Source organism: Armatimonadota bacterium (assembly GCA_016789105.1).
Classification (GTDB): Bacteria; Armatimonadota; Fimbriimonadia; order Fimbriimonadales; family Fimbriimonadaceae; genus UphvI-Ar2.
In genome coordinates this window covers 108,148-128,044 of sequence record JAEURN010000010.1, presented here as the reverse complement: position 1 = coordinate 128,044, position 19,897 = coordinate 108,148, and the positions used below count along the sequence as shown (strand labels likewise).

Here is a 19,897-nt window from a genome sequence, read left to right as displayed (position 1 = left end):
TGAAAGGCAGAACCAAGCGTCCGGCAGCCAACTGCAGCCAGGATCAAAAACCGTAAGCGATTGTCCGCCTCCCTGACCCGATTTCAAAAACCCGGCCGTCAGGAGACCGGACTGTCGCCTTGGCGTTGGGAGGGATCTCGACGGTCAGGCGACCCTTGGCCGGAGTGCCAATCCACTCGCACACAATGGGGCCGCGGATCGATTCGAACCGGGTTTTGGCAAAGGTCAGATTGGGGTCGATGTGCGGTTCGATCAGGATTTTGCCGTAGCCGGGCTCAAGGGGTGAAATCCCCCCGACCGTCTTGAACATCCAGCCCGCAACCGCCCCATAGGCGTAGTGAGCGAACGAATTCATCCCAACATCCTGGAACCCGCGTTCGGGGGTCCACCCGTCCCATCGCTCCCAGATCGAGGTCGCCCCGTGTTGGATTTCGAATCCCCAACTCGGGAAGCTCGTGTTGTGCAGCAGCCGGAACGCAACATCGCTGCGGCCGATTTTCGTCAGCACGTGCATCAGGTCGCGGGTGCCGACAAACCCGGTGCTGAGGTGCCAACCGCGCGATTTGATGTTCTCAACCAGGCGTTCGGTGGCGGCTTTAGCTTGCCCTGGAGTCAGGAGGTCGAACCCCAAAGCCAAAACATAGCCACATTGGGTATCTCCCTTGACCTTCCCGTCTGGCAAGACAAACGCGTTACGGAAAGCCGCAGCGACACGGTCGCGCAAATCGCGGTACTTCTTTGCGTCGCCCGAGTTTCCAAGGGCTTCTGCGGCCCGGGAAACCAGCCCAGCACTCCCAGCAAAGTAGGCGGTTGTGATCACGTCGTTGGGGGTGTCGGCATTGATGCTGAGCCAATCGCCATAGATGTGGTACTTGTCCGGCGGCAGCAGGTCTGGTTTGGATCGCTTTTCGCAAAAGTCCACGAACCGCTTCATATTCGGGTAATGGCGGCGTAGCAATGCGATATCCCCGTAGGTCTCATAGACCTCCATCGGGCAGATCACCCCGGCATCCGCCCAAGCTGGCCCGCCGTCATCCAAATGCGAAATGACCGGGGCAACTTTGGGATAGTTGCCGTCTGCCCCCTGGGCATCGTCCAAGGTGACCAGCCATTTATCGAAGAATGCCTGGACATCGGAAAAATACGCTGCCGTTTGGATGTAAGCCTGGGCGTCGCCCGTCCATCCGAGCCGTTCATCCCGTTGGGGACAGTCGGTCGGGATGTCGACGAAGTTCATTTTTTGAGTCCACCAGCAATTGCTGAGCAGTTGGTTCAGCATCGGGTCGCTGGTCTCCATCGATCCAGTTTCCGGGGTCGCCGAGGAAATCGCCACCGCCTGCACGGTATCTGGCCCTGGGGCCGTAGAGAGTCCCGAGACTTCGACATATTGGAACCCATGGAAGGTGAACCGCGGATTCCACACCTCGACCCCGCCTCCCCGGCAGGTGTAAGTGTCGACAGCTTGGGCCAGGCGGAGGTTTTGAGTGTAAAGGTTGCCCTGGGTGTCCAATCGCTCGCCATGGCGTAAAGCCACAACCGTTCCCGCCGGCTCTTGAACTTGGATGCGGCAGTATTCGGAGAGGTTCTGGCCGAAGTCGATCAAGTACCTTCCGCCGCCGAGCGCCCTGACCGTCTTTGGGGTCCTCACCTGATAGGCACGAACCGGGTTGCCAGGAAATGCTTCCAATGAAGCTTCCCACTGGCCGACCAGGGCCGGCTTCCAATGGCTTGGGGCGACCCGGGCGTCGTACTTCTCCCCGTGCAAAAAGTGCTCGTCGCGGATCGGCCCGTCGCTGAATTCCCAACTTTCATCCGTGGCAACGGTTTCGCGGCGGCCGTCTGCGTATTCAATCTCGATCTGGGCTTTGAGCATCGGCGTGTCGCCATAGTGTTCTCGCTGGGCCGCCCAGCCGACATAGCCGGCAAACCACCCCTGGCCCAGAACCGCCCGCAGTTCATTCTTGCCGGATTTGACGAGTCGGGTGATGTCAAAAGCCCGATAGTAGGTTCTAATCCGGTAGTCCGTCCAACCGGGTGTGAACAGATCCTCGCTCACACGCTGGCCATTGACTTCGAAATCGACGATCCCTAGCGCCGTGACGTAGGCGGTGGCCCGGGCGACCTTGCCGGCAACTTGAATGGGCTTCCGGAAATATTGGGCCGGGGCAGTAACAAATTGCACTTTGCGGATAGTGTTCCAGGGGCTCACGCCGTTTTTGCCGATGACCATCGCTGGTTGGCCGTCCGACAGCCAACTGCCGTCGGTGTGGAATATCCGCGAGCCTGCGGGATCAGAGACTTCGATTGCCGCGATCAGCCCCGCATATCCTTCCGTTGCATTTGTCGCCACAACCTCTATTTGGTTTTTTCCCGGAATCAAATAGGGGGTCAGATCGGCTTCCTTAACCTGAGACCAGGCTTCAGGATCGGTTGAGCGGATCACTTCTTTACCGTTCAAACGGAAGGAGAAGAGGTTGTCGGCCGTGACGAACACGGTTGCCCGGCCCCCGGCAGCCACGGTAAACGACTGAGTAAAGGTGTGGCTCCCCGCTGGGGCATGGGAAAGATCGGGGACGGGGTACCAAATCCAATGTGATTCAGCCAAAAGGTCGGTGACCGCCTGGGGTTTGCCCCCATGGATCCACTGGGCCGACCAATCCGATTTGTTAAGGAGCCCGACACCGAATTCAGCGGGGGCAGACCAGGCGCTCATTGTCCCGGCCTGATCCCAACTCCTGACTTTCCACCACACCCGTTGGCCCGACCGGAGGGGCTTGCCTTGGAAGGTCACCCCATAGGTTTGTGAACTGTCCACCCGGCCCGAATCCCAAAGGTCTCCTTGCTCAAGCGCCTTCTTACTGGTAGCGACAACCACCTGGTAGCCCGATTGCGAAAGATCCTGCAATCCCTCTCGGGTTGCCCGTAGCTTCCACGAAAAGACCGGGGAGGCGGTCTGCACGGCATCGGCCTGGTCGAGGTTTTGGCACCGCAAGGCATAGGGGGAAAGGGTCGGCTGGGGCATGGAAAGTCCAAATGCGGCCAAAAGCACGGTTCTAGTATCCCCGTTCCTGGTGGAGAAGTCGCTTCGACAGTAGAATGAAGAGAGAGATGGAGGAACCCTCCGCAACCTCCGAAAGCCAGGAAGAGCTTGCCGCCGCCCGTTTGATCGGAACCAGCGAACCGCCCCCGTACCTTCTTTGGCCGGTTGCCTATCTGGTGGGGCTTCTGCTGGCAGGTTCATTTTTCCTCACCGGCTTGTTCCTGACCTTCCTGATGAAGTGGGAGTCGACGTTTGCAGGTGGGGTCTTCACCGGGTTGCTCCCTGGCGCGGTCTCCGGAGGCGTCATGACGGGTCTTGTCTATGCCGTGTATCCCAAGTGGACGGGGAAGGCGGTCGGGGTCTCGCTATTTGGCATAGCGGTTCCTTTGGTCGCAATCCCGTTCGCGTTTGGGCTGACCAGCGCGTTCGCCGTTGCTTTTGCGCCCCTAGCAACCGTTGCCGCAGGATTGTTGATCCCCAAAGTCATTCGAAGATTCCGCCAAAAGGGGGTTGGAAAGGTCAAGGCCCCCAAGGGGAGTTGGGAAGACAATTTCTGATCTTCAAACCGTCTCCATGAGGTCGATTTCCGCGCGGGACGCGGTATTGTTGCGGCAACCTTAACCAAAACCCTCTATGATGGGGAACTTGGAGAAGATATGAAAATGAAGATTGCTTTTTCGGCCCTCGCCATTGTTGCCGGTTGCGGATCGGCCCTTGGATTCGGTTTTTATGGCGGAAGCGGCCTTTCGGGCGGTTATCGTTGGGATGCCGCTCCCCGGCAGATGGGTGGGCTTGACCGCTCGCTATCCGGCGGATTGACCTATTCGGTTTTGGGTGGATCCTATTCTTCGTTTAAGAACGTGTTCACCTGGTCTGGCGCGGCCCCGACCGACGCGGCGTTCCAGCAAGCGGTGGAGCGGGCTTTCAGTGCCTGGACAGTGGTCGACCCGGTCAGCGGCCTGGGGACGACGATCAGTTTCCGCCCCGACTTTGGCACGGCCGTCTCCACATCGGTGGTCAGCGGCGTGCGGCAGGGGGCGATGATCGACCTGTTCGGGGCGAGTTCCGGCAGCACCTTTTCCAATGGCGACCCGGGCTTGCGGGCGGAAGCGTTTTTCAGCGCGGTGGCGGGGACGGTGACCTTGACCTCGGGGACGGCGAACTACAACGCGGCCCCCATTTCCGGGGCTGATGTGACCCTGAATGCGAACACGAACGCCCTCTGGACCCTGCCTTGGTTTGAGACCATCCTCCGCCACGAGATCGGGCACACGCTGGGTCTTGCCGATGTTGATTTGCAAAGCGGCCCTGGCGGCACGTTTGTGGACGACAACTACAACCCGAACAATGCCGCGGCGACGCTTTCCAACTCGTTTGCCGGGATGGTGAACATCGCAAACCCGGCGGCCAGTGCGGGCTTGAGCACCTACTCGATCCCGACGTCCGTTTTCGCCCAGTCCGGGGTGGACATCATGATGGAGAGCAACATCAGTTCGTTCTTTTTGACGAACAGCCTGCAGAACGACGATTTTGCTGGCCGGCAATTCCTTTACCCAACGGCAGTGCCGGAACCGGCAACGATGGCAGTGCTCGCTTTAGCGGGCCTAGCGGCTTTGCGGCGGCGTAACCGCGCTTAAGCCGGCAAAATTCTAATAGCCCCACGGCTCGCTTTTGGCCTTGGGGCTTTTTTTGTATTGGGAGTCGTTTAACCAACGCACATTGAAGAAGTTGAAAACGCCGGGCAGCCCTGGGCCGGGGCCGGAAGGGTCGATCGAGATGGCCAATGGGCGGCCAATGGGCCTCCTGGGCGGGAACGCCTTTCTTATGCCTGAGGGCAGTTTTGAACCAAGGTTGCGGAGATTTGCCGGTTTTGAGGGATGCTCCGGGGATCTGCCCTGAGCTAAGGGTCCCGGTTTTCCGAAATGTTCCCAGGGGTCCTTGACTCCCTCGGGGGGCGCTGGTATAGTTCCTCTTCGCCGCTGACCGAAAGTGAGGCGGGGCCGATTGGGCCGAGAGCATTTTGAAAGCTGCATAGTGGTTTGTTGACTGCGCGTAAAAGACACCGGAAGCTACTCAAAAAGAAGCTAGTTCGAAAGCTAAAGAGGGTGTATGGTGAATGCCTAGGGACAAATTGCCGAAGAAGGACGTGTAAGCAACGATATGCTGCGGGAAGGTGCACAGAACCGATGATCCGCAGATTTCCGAATGGGGAAACCCGGCGCGGGTAATGCCGCGTCATCCAAGAGTGAATCCATAGCTCTTGAGAAGGGCACCTGGTGAACTGAAACATCTTAGTAACCAGTGGAAGAGATACCGAAGGTACTCCGTCAGTAGCGGCGAGCGAACGCGGATCAGCCTAAACCAGTCGGCATGCCGGCTGGGGTTGTGGGGCATCCACTATTCCTCCCTAACTTTGGGACGAGGCACATCAGTGTTTCGCACCTAAAGTTAGAGAGGAATAGAAAAGAAGACTAGAAGCGTATAGGGGAAGAACGTTGGAAAGCGTTCCCATAGAGGGTGATAGGCCCGTACCTTAAATACAAATCAGATTCAGGATGTACCCGAGTAGCGCGGAGCACGAGGAATTCCGCGTGAATCATCCCGGACCACCGGGAAAGGCTAAGTACAATTTGTCACCGATAGTGCATCCAATACCGTGAGGGAAAGGTGAAAAGAACCCCGGGAGGGGAGTGAAATAGAACCTGAAACCATGTCACCCACAAACAGTCGGAGCCCTATGTCCGGAGTAATCCGGTCCTGGGTGACGGCGTGCCTTTTGCAGAATGAGTCTGCGAGTTACTGGTACCGGCAAGGTTAAGTCGTTCAGCGACGAAGCCGGAGGGAAACCGAGTTTGAACAGAGCGTCAAGTCGGTATCAGTAGACCCGAAACTGCGTGATCTTGCCATGGCCAGGCTGAAGTGAAGGTAACACTTCATGGAGGGCCGAACTCATTGACGTTGAAAAGTCTCGGGATGAGCTGTGGTAAGTACGGTGAAATGCCAATCGAACGCAGAGATAGCTGGTTCTCTCCGAAATGCATTGAGGTGCAGCGTATCGTGTTGTCATGTGGAGGTAGAGCACTGAATGGGCTAGGGGGCTTACCCGCTTACCGAACCCAACCAAACTCCGAATGCCATATGATTAGCGGTGCAGTGAGACTGCGAGCCATAAGGTCCGTGGTCAAAAGGGAAACAGCCCAGATCGACAGCTAAGGTCCCTAAGTGACGATTAAGTGTGAAACGATGTGGAATCGCGTAAACAGCCAGGAGGTTGGCTTGGAAGCAGCCATCCTTTAAAAAGTGCGTAACAGCTTACTGGCCGAATGTGATTCTGCGCGGACAATGTAAGGGGGCTCAAATCGTCCACCGAAGCTTCGGGATTGACGTAAGTCAATCGGTAGGAGAGCGTCGGGCATGCAGTGAAGCTTGAGCGGAAGCACAGGTGGAGCGTGTTCGAGTGAGAATGCAGACACGAGTAGCGATTATTGAAGTGAGAATCTTCAACGCCGATACCCTAAGGTTTCTCCGGCTATGTTCGTCAGACGGAGGTTAGGCGGTCCTAAGGCCAGGCCAGAAGGCGTAGCCGATGGATAGCAGGTCAAAATTCCTGCCCCGGTAACAGTTCAAAAGAGTGACGTTTCGATGAGATCCAGACACACCGTTGGTTGTTGTGAGCCTCGCCCTTCGGGGCAAAGCACTTGGATGGATTCGGGGCCGCGAAAAGCTCTGGAGGCTAGCTGTTATCGACCGTACTGCAAACCGACACAGGTAGGGAAGTCGAGGAGACTAAGGCGTTCGGGAGAACTCTCGTTAAGGAACTAGGCAAATGGGCCCCGTAAGTTCGCAATAAGGGGCGCCTCCTTCGGGAGGCCGCAGCAAAGCAGCCAAGGCGACTGTTTACCAAAAACACAGGTCTCTGCTAAGGTGAAAACCGAAGTATAGGGGCTGACACCTGCCCAATGCCAGTAGATTAAGAGGAGATGTCAGGGTAACCAAAGCATTGAATTGAAGTCCTGGTGAATGGCGGCCGTAACTCTAACGGTCCTAAGGTAGCGAAATTCCTTGTCGGCTAAATACCGACCCGCATGAAAGGTGTAACGACTTTGGCACTGTCTCAACGAGAAGCCCGGTGAAACTGTAGCGCCCGTGAAGATGCGGGCTACGCGTAATAGGACGGAAAGACCCCGTGGAGCTTTACTACACCTTCAGATTGCTGTTTGGGTGTGGATGTAGAGCGTAGGTGGGAGCTTCGGCACCAATGGAACACCACCCTTCTACATCTGAACAGCTAACCTGACCCATCATCTGGGTTGGAAACAGTCTGTGGCGGGTAGTTTGACTGGGGCGGTCGACTCCTAAACAGTAACGGAGTCGTACAAAGGTGCACTCAGGCTGGTCGGAAATCAGCCGCTGAGCGTATAGGTATAGAGTGCGCTTGACTGTGAGACAAACAAGTCGAGCAGGTACGAAAGTAGGTCTAAGTGACCCTCTGATTGTGCGTGGGCACGTCAGGGTTCAACGGATAAAAGCTACCCCGGGGATAACAGGCTGATCTTGCCCGAGCGCTCACAGCGACGGCATGGTTTGGCACCTCGATGTCGGCTCGTCGTATCCTGGGGCTGCACAAGGTCCCAAGGGTTCCGGAGTTCACGGATTAAAACGGCACGCGAGCTGGGTTCAGAACGGCGTGAGCCAGTTCGGTCCCTATCCATTACGCGCGCAGGATATTTGAGGGGAGTCGCTCTTAGTACGAGAGGACCGGAGTGAACCGACCTCTGGTGTACCAGTTGTCCCGCCAGGGGCATAAGCTGGGTAGCCACGTCGGGTCGTGATAAGCGCTGAAAGCATCTAAGCGCCAAGCACACCCCAAGATCAGATATCCCATCGAAAGAGTAAGACCCCATGAAGACTACATGGTGATAGGTCGGAGGTGGAAGCGTGGTAACACGTGCAGCTAACCGATACTAATTGGTCGAGGGCTTTTAAACAAGCTTCAGAGCAGGTTCCGGTGATCTTTTACGGGCAGTCAACAAACAATATGCAGCTTTCAAAGTGTTTTTCGCTTTGAAAGGCTAAAACACAACACGAGTTTTCGCGTGGCCATAGCGTAGAGGAAATACCCGTTCCCATCCCGAACACGGAAGTCAAGCTCTACAGCGCCGGATGTACTTGGCGGGTGACTGCCCGGGAGATATGGACGCCGCGCGGATACATTTTCAAACGCCCCCTTCGAAAGATGGGGGCGTTTTTATAGGTCTTTAGCCCCCCCCCCCCAAGTTGTTGGCGGCACCAAGTCCTTTGCCTATACTGCCGGCATGGTTGTTCATCGAACCGCCGTCTTTGCTACCGTGTTGATGGCTTCTGGCGCATTTGGTATCTGCGTCACGTCACCCCCCTATTTCGTTTCGGCACCAGATTCTGTTGATGTACAAAATCATCTGGATGGGGGATCGTTGGAAATCGACTTCATCAATTTGAGAGGCCACAAAGTCATACTGGACTACGAGGGCGACTGTTGCTCCGCTCGGCAAAAGTGGATCGTTGGGCCGTTCCAATCAAAGAAGCTATCGGTGAGGTTTGACACCAGCCGGTATGGGTCGGCCAAACTTGCAAAGAATGTGACTCTGAAAATGACCAACCGCCAGGGCGAAAAATTGATCAGGCTCCCATTCGATTTGGAGATCGGGGCCAAATGAAACGCGGCTTCACGTTAACTGAACTCTTAGTCGTGTCAGCAATCATTCTGATTTTGGTGGCAATCATTCTTCCTGTTTACAACCGCGCCAAAGATTCGGCGAATACGGCCGCGATGCTGGCCCAACAACATCAGATCACAACGGCATTGCGGTTGTACTCCGAAGATTACGATGGAAAACATATTACACATAGGGGTTTGCCGGGGCAAGATTGGCCAAACAAACTCTACACCTACACAAAATCACGCGAAATCTTGAGGAATCCCAGATATACGGGAAAAACTGGCGGGATTCCTCCGCTGGGTTATGGGTTTGGACTCAATGGGTGCCTATTCTTTACGGAAGTTGTCGAAACGGAGAATACCATCTGGCTCATTGAGTCAGCCCCATTTGAATTGCCAAGCGGTACAGCGGTTCAAATGTTGACCAGTAATCATCTTGATATCTATTCACCTCGCCTCTACCCAGGCGCCGAGCCGTTTGGTGGCAAGTGGCTCGCTGATTCACGCAATGGCGGATCGGTGGTCTCATTCTGGGACGGAAGCGCAAAATGGGTTCATAGCTCAACTATTGCTTTTCGCGGAACAAGTTGTCACCTGAGTCAAGATCAGAAGGTATTTTTCGAAACAATGATGAGAGTAAACTGAAATGAACAATCGAAACACAATAAGTCGGATCCCCTTGATTGCATTGTACACCATTGGCATTGCAACGATATTAGGAGTATCGCAGAGTGCCTATGCGATACTAACCCATTGCGAATCTAAGAATTTTGAGAACATAGTTGAAAGCTGTGCGCCACTGGTGCCTGGACAGAATAACTGCAGCCAAGATGAATTTGCGTGCGAAGTCGAGACCTACACGGCAAACGCATGTGTGAACGGTCCGGGGTGGTGTACCCAGCTGGCAAACCCATCCACCGTTACCGTGACAGTGAGAAAGAGAAGGTGCAACAATCTCGCGACAGGCGGTTGCACATGTAACGTTAACGGTTATGAATACTCCCACTACACGTATAGTAAAGAGATTTTCGAGTGCCAGACATGAACCGACGTCAAGCCATTAGACAGACATTATTGATCGCCACACTCACGGCCGGCGCGGGCAATTTGGCCCTGGCGCAAACGTGCACCTATGAGTTAACCATGGCCAGGTCGCCGGAAGCCTTGAATGCCGCGGAATTGCGCCAACAACTCGACCGGCTTGGCGTCAAGTACACCCAATCCCAATTCAGCAACGCCGTCGCGAAAAGGACAAACGGGTACACGGCAAAGAAGATCGTCCAGTACAAACGCGAAGGGCAAAGACTTGAGGGGCCTTTGCTTTCGGTGAATGGAATGACCTTGGAACTGGAACCGGATCGGTTTATGGTTGATAGCACGGCATTCGCCAGCTACCACGGAAGCAAGAATGCCATCGGGATGCTCATCGTCCGAAAACCGGAACATTACCGATCCGTTTGCACAGCCTATGAAGAACGTTTGCTCCTCGGTGAAGGCACGCTTGCCGACCGGGTCAAATCGATCCAGTCTGAAATAGGTTTGGTAGGACAACCCAACCCCAACAACGAAAATGCAAAAGCAACCGACAACGGATTTGATGTCTATTTTGGAAAGAATCTGATCTACAAGGTCGTTCTCAAACAAGCTGACACCGTTTCGATCGTCAAAATGGTTCCGGCTAATTTTGAGACCCTCACTTACCGGCAAATCCCAAACCAAAAGTTTGAAGCATTTGAAAATTTTGTGCCCACAGGCTCAACGGTCAGCGATTATCGACTCAGTGATTCATTCCCCGCCCAATACAAGTGGGCATCCGCGTTGCCGTCGCTCGAAGCGATAGCAAACAAGGGGATCGATCGAGGAGACCGAAGCCCGATCCCAATTGGCGTGGTCATGGGCCTGTCGGCAATTGCGTGCGGGGCATTCGTTGGGCTTTCGTTCTTTGCAAAAACAAAAAAAAGGAAGGAGCCGCGCGACTAGCGATGGGGTCGTAGAAAGTGTCTCCCGTGTGGAAGCTACTCCACCCGTAGTTTGTCGACAACTTTGTCCACGCCCCGTGTCTTATTAGCCAGATCCAACACCAGTTTCTTCTCTTTGGCCGAACCGACATGGCCGCTCACGGTCACGGTTCCCCCATCGGCTTCGATATGCAGGCCAGACATGTCCACATCTTTGTGCAAGCCCAGCATGGTGTTGACCTTTGCAGCCACTCCGGCGTTGCCAGCGGCACGCACGGCGGTTTCGGCGACCTTTCCGCCATCTTGGGCCAGATCCTTTGTGTCGTTCGGATTGCACCCGGTCAGCACCAGGGCCAGCAACACGGCGATGGCAAAACACTTGGTCATCGGTGAGTTGGACTCGCCAACGCACCAAGGGGTTGCATCGGCCCTGGCTTCCGTGGGTCGCCTGAACCGGCCATACGTTTGGCCAAATGCCCTTGCCAGTCGGCGAATTCGCTCCCGATTTCTGCCTTTTGACCCTTGATGCCAAAGGGAAGCTTGCCGAAGTCCGCCTACACGACCATATCGGCCGGCAGCCGGTTGTGTTGCTGTTCGTCCCTGGGGCTTTCACCAGCACATGCACCGCCCAGCTTTGCGATGACAGCGGCGGTTTGGAGATTTTTGCCGAACTTGGGGCGGCCGTCTATGGGATCACTGTGGATTCGGCCTTTGTCCAGCATGCCTGGGCCAAAAGTGCAGAGATTTCTATCACTCTGCTCAGCGATTTCCGGCACGAGGTCGTTCAGGCTTATGACGTCGTGCTCGAGGATTTTGCCGGCCTTGGCCCTTCCAGCCAGCGGGCGGCCTTTGTGGTGGATACGGAGGGCGTGATCCGGTATAGCGAAGTCACGGCCACATTGCGCGACATCCCGGATCGCGAAGCCATCGCCGCGTGCCTGGAAAGCCTCTAGGCCGTCGGGCCAAGATGCCATACTCCAGGTTCAAAACCAAGGGGAATGGAGAACAACCGAGAAGTCATTTACGATCCTCTCATCGAATTGATGAACCGGTTCGAAGACGTCAGGACGACCGACACCGCCGTCGACCCCTTCGATGGCCTCACCATTGAGGACCAACTCAAAAAGCATATTGTCGAAGGCATCAAAAAGAACCTGGATGCCCACCTGGCCGAGGCGCTGAAAACTTACGAGCCCCTGGCAATCATCAACGAGATCCTGCTTGACGGGATGAAAACGGTTGGCGAGCTCTTCGGCGCCGGAAAAATGCAACTCCCCTTCGTCCTGCAATCCGCAGAGGTGATGAAAGCGGCGGTCAAAGTCTTGGAACCACTCATGGAACGGGTCGAAGGATCGGAAAAGGGTTCCATCTTGCTGGCAACCGTCGCCGGCGATGTGCATGATATCGGCAAAAACCTCGTCGATATCATCTTAACAAACAATGGTTTCCGGGTCGAAAACATCGGAATCAAGCAACCCGTCAACACAATCCTCGTCGAGGCGCAAGAACGCAAGTGCCAAGTCATCGGCCTCAGTGGCCTGTTGGTGAAATCCACCCTCGTCATGCGGGACAACCTGCTGGAAATGAACGAACGGGGACTCGACGGGTATCCGGTGATTTTGGGCGGTGCTGCCCTGACCAGGGCCTATGTCGAAGAAGACCTCCGCAGCATTTACAAAGGCCGGGTCTTCTACGCGCAGGATGCTTTCGAAGGCCTGCGGTTGATGGGAGAATTGTGTGGGGAAGGGGGTGATGAGGTTGCCGCCCCAGCCAAAGAAGCGACCCGTGTCGCCTCCCACCGGTTGCCCGGCCGCGAACCGGCCCTTTATGTTTTCGATGGGGTCAAGAGTCCAACTCCACAAGCCGAAACCGTCCCCGATCTGCCCTTTTATGGGGCTAAAAAGCGCGAGAAGTTCGACATATTCGAATTGTATAAGTTTATCAATCCAGTTGCCTTGTGGCGCGGGCAATGGCAATACAAAAAGCCTGAAGGGTTGACAAATCCGCAGTTCAACGACTGGCTCGAAATGAATGTCCGCCCGATCTTCGAACGGAAGTGCCGTGAATTAGCCAATGTCCTCCGTCCTGCCGTCAAGTGGGGTTACTTTTGGGCGCAAAGTTCAGGAAACGACCTAATCCTTTACCACGAAGACGCGGCGACTGAACGGTGCCGTTTCACCTTCCCCCGCCAAAGCGCCGGCAAACGCCTTTGCCTCGCGGATTTCTTCCTTCCAATCGAAAGCGGGCAAATGGATGTGGTTGGGTTCAGCATCGTCACGGTCGGCCATGCTGTCAGCGAACATGAACGCGCCCAGTTCGCCGCCGGCGATTATCAGGAGTACCTCTACACCCATGGCATGGGTGTCGAAACGGCCGAAGCGCTGGCCGAATATTGGCACAAACAAATGCGTCATGAACTCGGCATCGGCGCCAACGACCCCGGGGATGTAAAAGGCTTATTCGGGGCCAAGTACCAGGGGTCGCGCTATTCGTTCGGTTACCCGGCTTGCCCCAATCTGGAAGACCAGACCCTATTGATGGATCTTTTGCAACCGGCAGACATCGGGATCGAGCTCAGCGAAGAGTTCATGCTCGAACCGGAGCAGTCCACCAGCGCCATCATCGTCCACCATCCGGCGGCAAAGTACTTCAACGTCAAGTAATTCCATCGATCGCCGCCGGGCCAACCTTCGCCGCGCTGCAACCGTATAATCCATGCTATGAACGCCGATGCGCTCCACACCGAGGTCGTGGGGAAGTATGCCGACTACATAAACCCCTACCTGGCCCGGCTGATGAACTTTGCGGGATTCGGGGTCGAAGTTCAGGCTGAAGGGTGCATCCTGCGGGATCACGAAGGCCGTGAATTCCTCGACTTCCTCGGTGGCTATGGCGTTTACTCCTTGGGCCACCGGCACCCGACGGTGATCCAGGCGGTGAAAGACCAGCTGGACCAAATCCCTCTCAGCGGCAAAACATTTTTCAGCAAAAATCAAGCCGACCTTGCCGCCAAGCTAGCGGAGATCACACCGGAGGGGCTGCAATTCTCGTTCTTTAGCAACAGCGGTGCCGAAGCCGTGGAGGCGGCGCTCAAGTTCGCCAAGGGGGCAACCCAGCGCAGCAAAATCGTGAGCACCGAAGGCGGATACCACGGGAAAACGATCGGCGGGCTGAGCGTGACGGGCCGAGAAAAGTACCGCAAGCCGTTTGAGCCCCTGATGCCGGGGGCAGTGTTCGTTCCTTACGGCGATGCCGGGGCGGCCGCTGCGGAGATTGATGAGACCACCGCCGCATTCATTGTTGAAACTCTGCAAGGGGAAGGTGGCATCCATGTCCCGCCGCCTGGCTATTTGCAAGCAATCCGCAATCGATGCACCGAAGTTGGGGCGCTCTTGATCGTGGACGAAGTTCAAACCGGGTTCGGGCGAACCGGCAAAATGTTCGGCTGCGAGCACGAAGGTGTCCGGCCGGACATCATGACCCTTGCCAAAGCCCTGGGCGGCGGGGTCATGCCGATTGGGGCGACCTGCTTCACCCAGCCGGTATGCGAAGCGGTTTTCAGCCAAAACCCGTTGGCCCACACGTCCACGTTCGGCGGGAACCCGCTGGCCTGCGCCGCCGGGCTCGCTGCCATTCGAGTGGTCGAAGAAGAGGGCCTTGTCGCGCAATCGCAAGCCAAAGGCGAGACCCTGATGGCTGGCCTGAGGCAAGTCGCCGCCAAACACGAACTGATTTCAGAAGTCCGCGGCCAGGGCCTGATGGTTGGCGTCGAATTCGCCATGGATGAAGTCGGCGAACTCGTCATCGGGCAGTTGGTCAAGCGCGGGATGATTGCGGCGTACACGCTGAACAACCCGAGGGTCATCCGCATGGAGCCGCCTCTGGTGGTCAGTGAAGCGCAAATCACTCAGGCACTTGAAATTTTTGATGCGGCAGTGGCCGAAACGGCCGAGATCCTCGCCCAGTTCGCCTGAATTTGGTCAGTACGGCTGCAGGTATAGGGGGCGCGATTCCAAGGGGCCTTCTTGGGTTTCGTGGAATCCGGCGCGTTTCATTCCCTTGGCAATGCGGGGGTTGGACATCATCCACTTGTAAGGTTTCCCGTTTTGGTGGGCCTCGATCGCCAGCATCATCTGGCCGATATCGATGCCGATCACGTGGGTGGATTTCCAACCCTGACTGGGGTTGATGCCCGTGGTGAACCCATACCGGCCGTAGCTTTCTGGCAATTGGGTGACGTAGGCGTCCGCCGCCTGCATGCTCAATTCCGGCGTATACATCACGCTGGCGACAGCCGAGGCCGGGGCAAGCGTCCCGTTGTCGAAGGGCTCACCCGAAGGCACGGGGGCACCCGGTGCCCCATAGCCACCGGGGATGTCGCACGCCGAAAGCCCCCAGATATCCGGGCCGTACGCCTTGAAGCCCTTGGGGTTGAGCTTGCAATAGAGCCGGTTGGCCAGGGTCATGTTGCGGCCCTCAACCCAATAATCGTAGCCCAAGACGTCCCGTTTGCCTTGCATGGGCAGATACGCTTGCGACATCTGGTGGATGAACAAGGCGGCCCCGTGCAAGAGGTCGATGCCTTGCCATTGGAAACGCGACCGCCGGAACGCCGTCCAGATCTCCGGTTCCAATTTGTCGTCGTTGCCCAGCGCGATGATGTACAGGAACATGCTTTCGTAAAAGCCGTTCCACCGGGCTTCCAAAAATCCGTTCTCAGGCGACCAACCCATACTGAAGGTCAGGGAGTTCATGTTCTTGCCGCCGTCGGTCAGGAACCAGTGCCAATCCACCCGGCCCATGATCTGGTCGCACAGTTTGCTCACCTCGGGGTCGGCCCAGTAGCCCCGGGCCATTTCCACCCCGGCGAAAAGCAGGGCGGAATCGATCGTGGACAATTCAGAATTCCACTCGCGTTTGCCGGTCGTCCAATCGACGAAATGGAAGTACCAACCCTTGTTGCCTTGCAGTTTTGTCAACACGTTCCCCAAGGTCAGCACGGTTCGCTTTTTGGCTTCTGCTCTGCCCAGCCAACCCCGGTCAACGCCGATGCAATAGGCGCTCAGGGCATAGCCCGTTGCGGCGATGGAACTGATCGTCGCGTTTTCGGCCGCCGCACCCGGATAGTTAGGAGCCCGATCCAGGGTGAATCCGGTTTGGGGGTTGGAGTTTTCCCAAAAGTAAGCGACCGACTTTTTGGAGAGCTCGGTCAGAAGGGCCTCTCCGCGAGGAGCGGTCGAAGCCGTTGAATTGAGGGCCAACAGGAGGAGGGGCTGGATCATCAGGGGGTGTGGTGGAAGGGTTGGGCCGCACCGAAGGGTGCGGCCCAGGTCAGTGCTTGGAACTCTGCGAGCCTAAAAGTTGGCCGGCATGGTTTGGCAGAACGTGTCAACCCAGGTCAGGTTGCCGAGCGATTGGGTGGCCAGGGTGTTGCGCTGGTAGTTCCACATGTTCAGCTCGTTGTCCTTGCCGCAGGTGGCCCGCATGGCCGTGCGTTTGGCGTGGCTGTCGCCGAAGATCAAGACCATTGCCTTGTCCTCCCATTTGCCGCCACCCCAACTCCAGCCGCCAAGACGGTTGACGCCATCCGGATCGGGATCGACCTTGGTCCAGTTCAGCCACGGCCCCAAGTCCACCCAAAGCCGTTTGTGCTCGGCAATCAGGATCGTGTTGGCCGGTTGTTGCAGCTGGGTGATGGAATAGGTCTTGGAGTTCCAATCTTGGTTGACAAAAAACGCTTGGTCGTAGTAGGCGTACCCGCGGGAGGTCTTCGGTCCAACAACGACTTGGCCCCACAAAGCGCGGATTGCATCGTCCGAAGTGTCATCCGGATACCGGGCCGCCGGGTTCATCGTGTCGGTGAAAATCTGCGTGTTTTTGATGTAAGGCATGCAGGTTTGCTTCCAAGAAAGCTCGCCTGTGCCCGCCGTCGTGGTCAACGACATGCGCCGCAGGGGGTTGTAGTCGTCGTAATCGCTTAGATAAATCTGCAAACCGGTGCCGATTTGCTTCATGTTGGAGATGGAGTTGGTAGCTTTTGCCGCCGCTTTGGCTTGGGCGAAAACCGGGAACAGGATGGCGGCCAAGATGGCGATGATCGCGATCACGACCAGCAGTTCAATCAGGGTGAATGCATTTTTTTTCATTTGAAGGGAACCTCTGGATCAGAGTTGTTTGAGTGCAAGTGGGATTGCATGCGAGTGGTCGAACGCTCGACCAAGGTCGGGGGCAGGATGACCCGCCGGGGGGCGTTTTCCTCGACGAGATCCTTGGCCGCTTGGACAGCCGTGGCGGCGATGTCCTGGATCGGTTGCCGGATACTCGACAAGGGTGGGGAAAACCGGGCGCCGGCCTCGGTGCCGTCAAAGCCGATCACTTCGACGTCTTCCGGGACACGGAAACCCAATTGTTGGAGGCATCGGATGCACTCCATCGCACAGTCGTCGGACCATGCGAAAACGGCAGTGGGGTGGTCGTCCCGGCGCATCAGGTGGGGGAGCAACTCGGGAACCCTCCCTTCGGGGACGGCAAATTCAGGGCGGAACTCCAATCCCGCGCTCTTGAGCGCACTGCAATATCCGTGGTAACGGTCGCTGGCGTCAACAGATCGGGGGCCACCCATCAGCATCGCAATGCGTTGGTGCCCGGAATGGGCGAACCGGCTGACCGCCAACCGGCCACCGGCGTAGTTGTCGCAACAGACAAACGAGGCGCGCGGGTCGTCGGAACGGCAGAAGAACAGGACGGTGGGGAACTCGCGCTCCAAAAGGATTTCGTGAACGGGGTCGTTTTCGTCGCGGATCATGATTACCGCGTCCACGCAACCGTCGCTCAAGGCATTTGCTTCGGCCATGGGGTCTGTTGTCGGCTTGGTGTGCAACAACACGTCCACTCCCGCCTCCGTGCAGGCTTGGCATACCGCCTTGAGGACTTCGGTAATAAAGCTGCTTGCCGAAGAGAAGTAGTCGGCATATTGGAACACGACCCCGATCGTGTCTGCCCTTTGGCGCACCAGGTTTCGGGCATGGGCGTTGGGCCTGTAGTTCAACTGGGCTGCCGCGCGTTCCACCCGGTCCGCCGTCGGCTTGCTGATGCGTGCCGTTTCGGCTTGGCCGTTCAAGACATAGCTGACCGTGACTTTGCCGACCCCGGCAAGTTTGGCTACGTCTGCAATGGTGGGTTTGCGCATCTTTGGGCAATCCTGTCGGGGTTAGTTGCCGCCTTGTTTAGGAGGGTCGCCCGGCCCGGGGGGGACGGTGCCTGTGGCATCGGGATTGGCACCGGTTGGGGCGGATCCCGGCGGCGGGGTGGACATGATCTCCCAAGTTTTATCGGCCTTGGTTTGGTCACCTTTGAACAATTCGAGGTACGCCTTTTTGTCGGCATCCGACAAAGACTTGTAATCGCCGTTGTACCGGTCGTAATAAGTCCGGGCTTGCTTTGCCGTCTCCACATTCATGATCGTGGCGTTGGGATCCAATTTGTTGTCGTCCCCGCACCCCGATAAACAAATCGGGACTACGGCCGCCATGGCCAGAGCGGCGCACCAGTGCGCTTTCATAGATATCACTATACTGAACCGATTCAGCAATTACAAGAATATTCGCGGAGTTTCCCATAAAATTGCTAGGTGAACCGTCTGTCACTCCCCAGACTGGTTGAACGGGCTGCTGTAATTGGGCGGCTCTTTGGTGATCCACACATCGTGGGGGTGCGATTCCAAAAGCCCGGCATTGGTGATTTTGATGAATTCGGCGTTGCGGTGCAATTCCGTGAGCGTCGACGCCCCGCAATAACCCATCCCAGAGCGAAGGCCGCCCACCAGTTGCGCCACCGTATCACCCAGAGGGCCCTTGAACGGAACCCGCCCCTCAATTCCTTCCGGTACCAAGGTCGAGCCAGCTTCCTTGACCGCGAAATATCGGTCGCTGGAGCCCTGCTTCATTGCCCCGATACTCCCCATGCCGCGATAAACCTTGTAAGCCCGGTTCCGATAGATCTCCATTTCACCAGGCGACTCTTCGCACCCGGCAAACATGTTGCCCATCATCACCGTGCTCGCACCCGCAGCGATGGCCTTGACGATGTCGCCGCTCGACCGGATTCCCCCATCGGCGATGGTGGGCAAGCCCAGCTTGTTGGCCTCCTCGCAACAATCCAAAACCGCCGTGAACTGCGGAACGCCCACCCCGGCAACCACGCGCGTTGTGCAGATGGAACCGGCCCCGATCCCCAAACGCAACGCATCGGCCCCGACCGCGTGGAGGTCGCGCACCCCTTCCTTGGTGGCGACATTGCCGGCAATGACTTTGAGGTCGGGGAGCCTTTCCTTGAGCATCTTCACGCAATTGACCACGCCGATGCTTTGGCCATGGGCGGCATCGATAACGATGAAATCCACTCCGGCCTCCATCAGCGCCTTGGCCCGTTCATACGGTTCGCGCAATGGCCCGATCGCCGCCCCGACGCACAAGCGGCCCTTGTCATCCTTGGTGGCATTGGGGTGGCGTTTCACCTTCTCAATGTCTTTGATCGTGATCAGTCCCTTGAGGTACCCCTCAGAATCCACGATCGGCAGTTTCTCGATCCGGTGTTGGGCCAACAATTCCTGGGCTTGGTCGAGCGTGGTTCCCGGCTCGCCGGTGATTAAGCCCGTGCTGGTCATGCGGTCCGCAATCGGCTTCGAATAATCGGTTTCAAAACGGATATCGCGGTTGGTCAAAATCCCAACCAGCTTGCCGGCTTGATCCGTGATGGGAACCCCGCTAATATGGAAATGCTCCATGAGGTCTACAGCCTCTTGGAGCACTTTGTCGGCGGTGAGCTGGATCGGGTTGGTGATGACCCCGTGCTCGGATCGTTTGACCCGATCCACCTGGCGGGCCTGCTCATCGATCGGCATGTTCCGGTGGATGACGCCCACCCCGCCTTCGCGGGCAATGGCGATGGCCAACCGGGCCTCGGTGACGGTGTCCATTGGGGCCGAAACGATCGGTACGGACAGGTTGACGCCCGGGAGCAGCTGCGAGCCCGTGTCCACCTGGGTGGGCAAGATCTCCGTGCGCCGGGGCAGCAGGAGCACGTCGTCGAAACTGAGGCCTTCGCGGAACGCCATAACGTGCAATTCAGTATGGCACCAGGCTTCAGGGAGACGTGGGGTCATTGGCCAGAGGCCGCATGAACGCACAGTAAACTCAAACC

At 56.9% G+C, this 19,897-nt stretch carries 15 protein-coding genes and 2 rRNA genes; 10 read left to right on the top strand and 7 right to left on the bottom strand.

The features are described from left to right. Positions 1 to 43: 43 nt before the first annotated feature. Positions 44 to 3,049 carry a family 78 glycoside hydrolase catalytic domain gene (locus JNM28_12280; protein ID MBL8069219.1) on the bottom strand — a complete coding sequence of 1,002 codons (3,006 nt, stop codon included), beginning with the start codon at positions 3,047 to 3,049 and terminating at the stop codon, positions 44 to 46. A gap of 59 nt (positions 3,050 to 3,108) precedes the next feature. Between JNM28_12280 and JNM28_12275 the strand changes: the two genes are divergently transcribed. From JNM28_12275 to JNM28_12245, 7 genes are all read left to right on the top strand, one after another. Further along, entirely contained in the window at positions 3,109 to 3,597 is a 489-nt protein-coding gene (locus JNM28_12275; protein MBL8069218.1) for a hypothetical protein, read from the top strand. A 105-nt stretch (positions 3,598 to 3,702) separates the two neighbouring features. Then, the gene (locus JNM28_12270; GenBank protein ID MBL8069217.1) at positions 3,703 to 4,677 is read left to right on the top strand and encodes a PEP-CTERM sorting domain-containing protein; all 975 of its coding nucleotides are present in this window, start codon (positions 3,703 to 3,705) and stop codon (positions 4,675 to 4,677) included. Positions 4,678 to 5,129: 452 nt separating this feature from the next. Further along, positions 5,130 to 8,028, top strand: a 23S ribosomal RNA gene (locus tag JNM28_12265). A gap of 104 nt (positions 8,029 to 8,132) precedes the next feature. Further along, positions 8,133 to 8,249 (top strand): 5S ribosomal RNA (gene rrf / locus JNM28_12260). A gap of 106 nt (positions 8,250 to 8,355) precedes the next feature. Further along, complete coding sequence (locus JNM28_12255; GenBank protein MBL8069216.1) at positions 8,356 to 8,736, top strand: hypothetical protein; 381 nt, start codon at positions 8,356 to 8,358, stop codon at positions 8,734 to 8,736. Then, positions 8,733 to 9,383, top strand: coding sequence for a prepilin-type N-terminal cleavage/methylation domain-containing protein (locus JNM28_12250; GenBank protein ID MBL8069215.1), 651 nt, complete (start codon positions 8,733 to 8,735; stop codon positions 9,381 to 9,383). Before JNM28_12255 ends, JNM28_12250 begins: the two co-directional genes overlap by 4 nt. Before the next feature lie 429 nt (positions 9,384 to 9,812). Next, positions 9,813 to 10,718 carry a hypothetical protein gene (locus JNM28_12245; protein ID MBL8069214.1) on the top strand — a complete coding sequence of 302 codons (906 nt, stop codon included), beginning with the start codon at positions 9,813 to 9,815 and terminating at the stop codon, positions 10,716 to 10,718. A 35-nt stretch (positions 10,719 to 10,753) separates the two neighbouring features. Here the strand turns inward: JNM28_12245 and JNM28_12240 are convergent, their stop codons facing one another. Further along, the gene (locus JNM28_12240; protein MBL8069213.1) at positions 10,754 to 11,083 is read right to left on the bottom strand and encodes a BON domain-containing protein; all 330 of its coding nucleotides are present in this window, start codon (positions 11,081 to 11,083) and stop codon (positions 10,754 to 10,756) included. An 86-nt stretch (positions 11,084 to 11,169) separates the two neighbouring features. On the opposite strand from JNM28_12240, the gene JNM28_12235 reads away from it, so the two are divergent. The 3 genes from JNM28_12235 to JNM28_12225 are packed head-to-tail and all read left to right on the top strand — an operon-like array spanning position 11,170 to position 14,670. Beyond that, positions 11,170 to 11,649: a redoxin domain-containing protein gene (locus tag JNM28_12235; protein ID MBL8069212.1), complete on the top strand. Its 480-nt coding sequence runs from the start codon at positions 11,170 to 11,172 to the stop codon at positions 11,647 to 11,649. 45 nt (positions 11,650 to 11,694) lie between these two features. Next, positions 11,695 to 13,359, top strand: coding sequence for a B12-binding domain-containing protein (locus JNM28_12230; protein MBL8069211.1), 1,665 nt, complete (start codon positions 11,695 to 11,697; stop codon positions 13,357 to 13,359). A gap of 57 nt (positions 13,360 to 13,416) precedes the next feature. Beyond that, positions 13,417 to 14,670 (top strand): aspartate aminotransferase family protein, encoded by a 1,254-nt coding sequence (locus JNM28_12225; protein ID MBL8069210.1) that lies wholly within the window; start codon positions 13,417 to 13,419, stop codon positions 14,668 to 14,670. Positions 14,671 to 14,676: 6 nt separating this feature from the next. On the opposite strand, the gene JNM28_12220 is transcribed toward JNM28_12225, so the two are convergent. The 5 genes from JNM28_12220 to guaB form a co-directional block, all read right to left on the bottom strand. After that, positions 14,677 to 15,978 carry a hypothetical protein gene (locus JNM28_12220; GenBank protein MBL8069209.1) on the bottom strand — a complete coding sequence of 434 codons (1,302 nt, stop codon included), beginning with the start codon at positions 15,976 to 15,978 and terminating at the stop codon, positions 14,677 to 14,679. Between the two features lie 72 nt (positions 15,979 to 16,050). Then, the gene (locus JNM28_12215) at positions 16,051 to 16,842 is read right to left on the bottom strand and encodes a prepilin-type N-terminal cleavage/methylation domain-containing protein (protein ID MBL8069208.1); all 792 of its coding nucleotides are present in this window, start codon (positions 16,840 to 16,842) and stop codon (positions 16,051 to 16,053) included. Beyond that, positions 16,839 to 17,885 (bottom strand): LacI family DNA-binding transcriptional regulator, encoded by a 1,047-nt coding sequence (locus tag JNM28_12210; protein ID MBL8069207.1) that lies wholly within the window; start codon positions 17,883 to 17,885, stop codon positions 16,839 to 16,841. The genes JNM28_12215 and JNM28_12210 overlap by 4 nt, the downstream gene beginning before the upstream one ends. A 21-nt stretch (positions 17,886 to 17,906) precedes the next feature. After that, the gene (locus JNM28_12205) at positions 17,907 to 18,257 is read right to left on the bottom strand and encodes a hypothetical protein (GenBank protein ID MBL8069206.1); all 351 of its coding nucleotides are present in this window, start codon (positions 18,255 to 18,257) and stop codon (positions 17,907 to 17,909) included. A gap of 81 nt (positions 18,258 to 18,338) precedes the next feature. Continuing rightward, positions 18,339 to 19,811: an IMP dehydrogenase gene (gene guaB, locus JNM28_12200; GenBank protein ID MBL8069205.1), complete on the bottom strand. Its 1,473-nt coding sequence runs from the start codon at positions 19,809 to 19,811 to the stop codon at positions 18,339 to 18,341. Positions 19,812 to 19,897 lie beyond the last annotated feature (86 nt).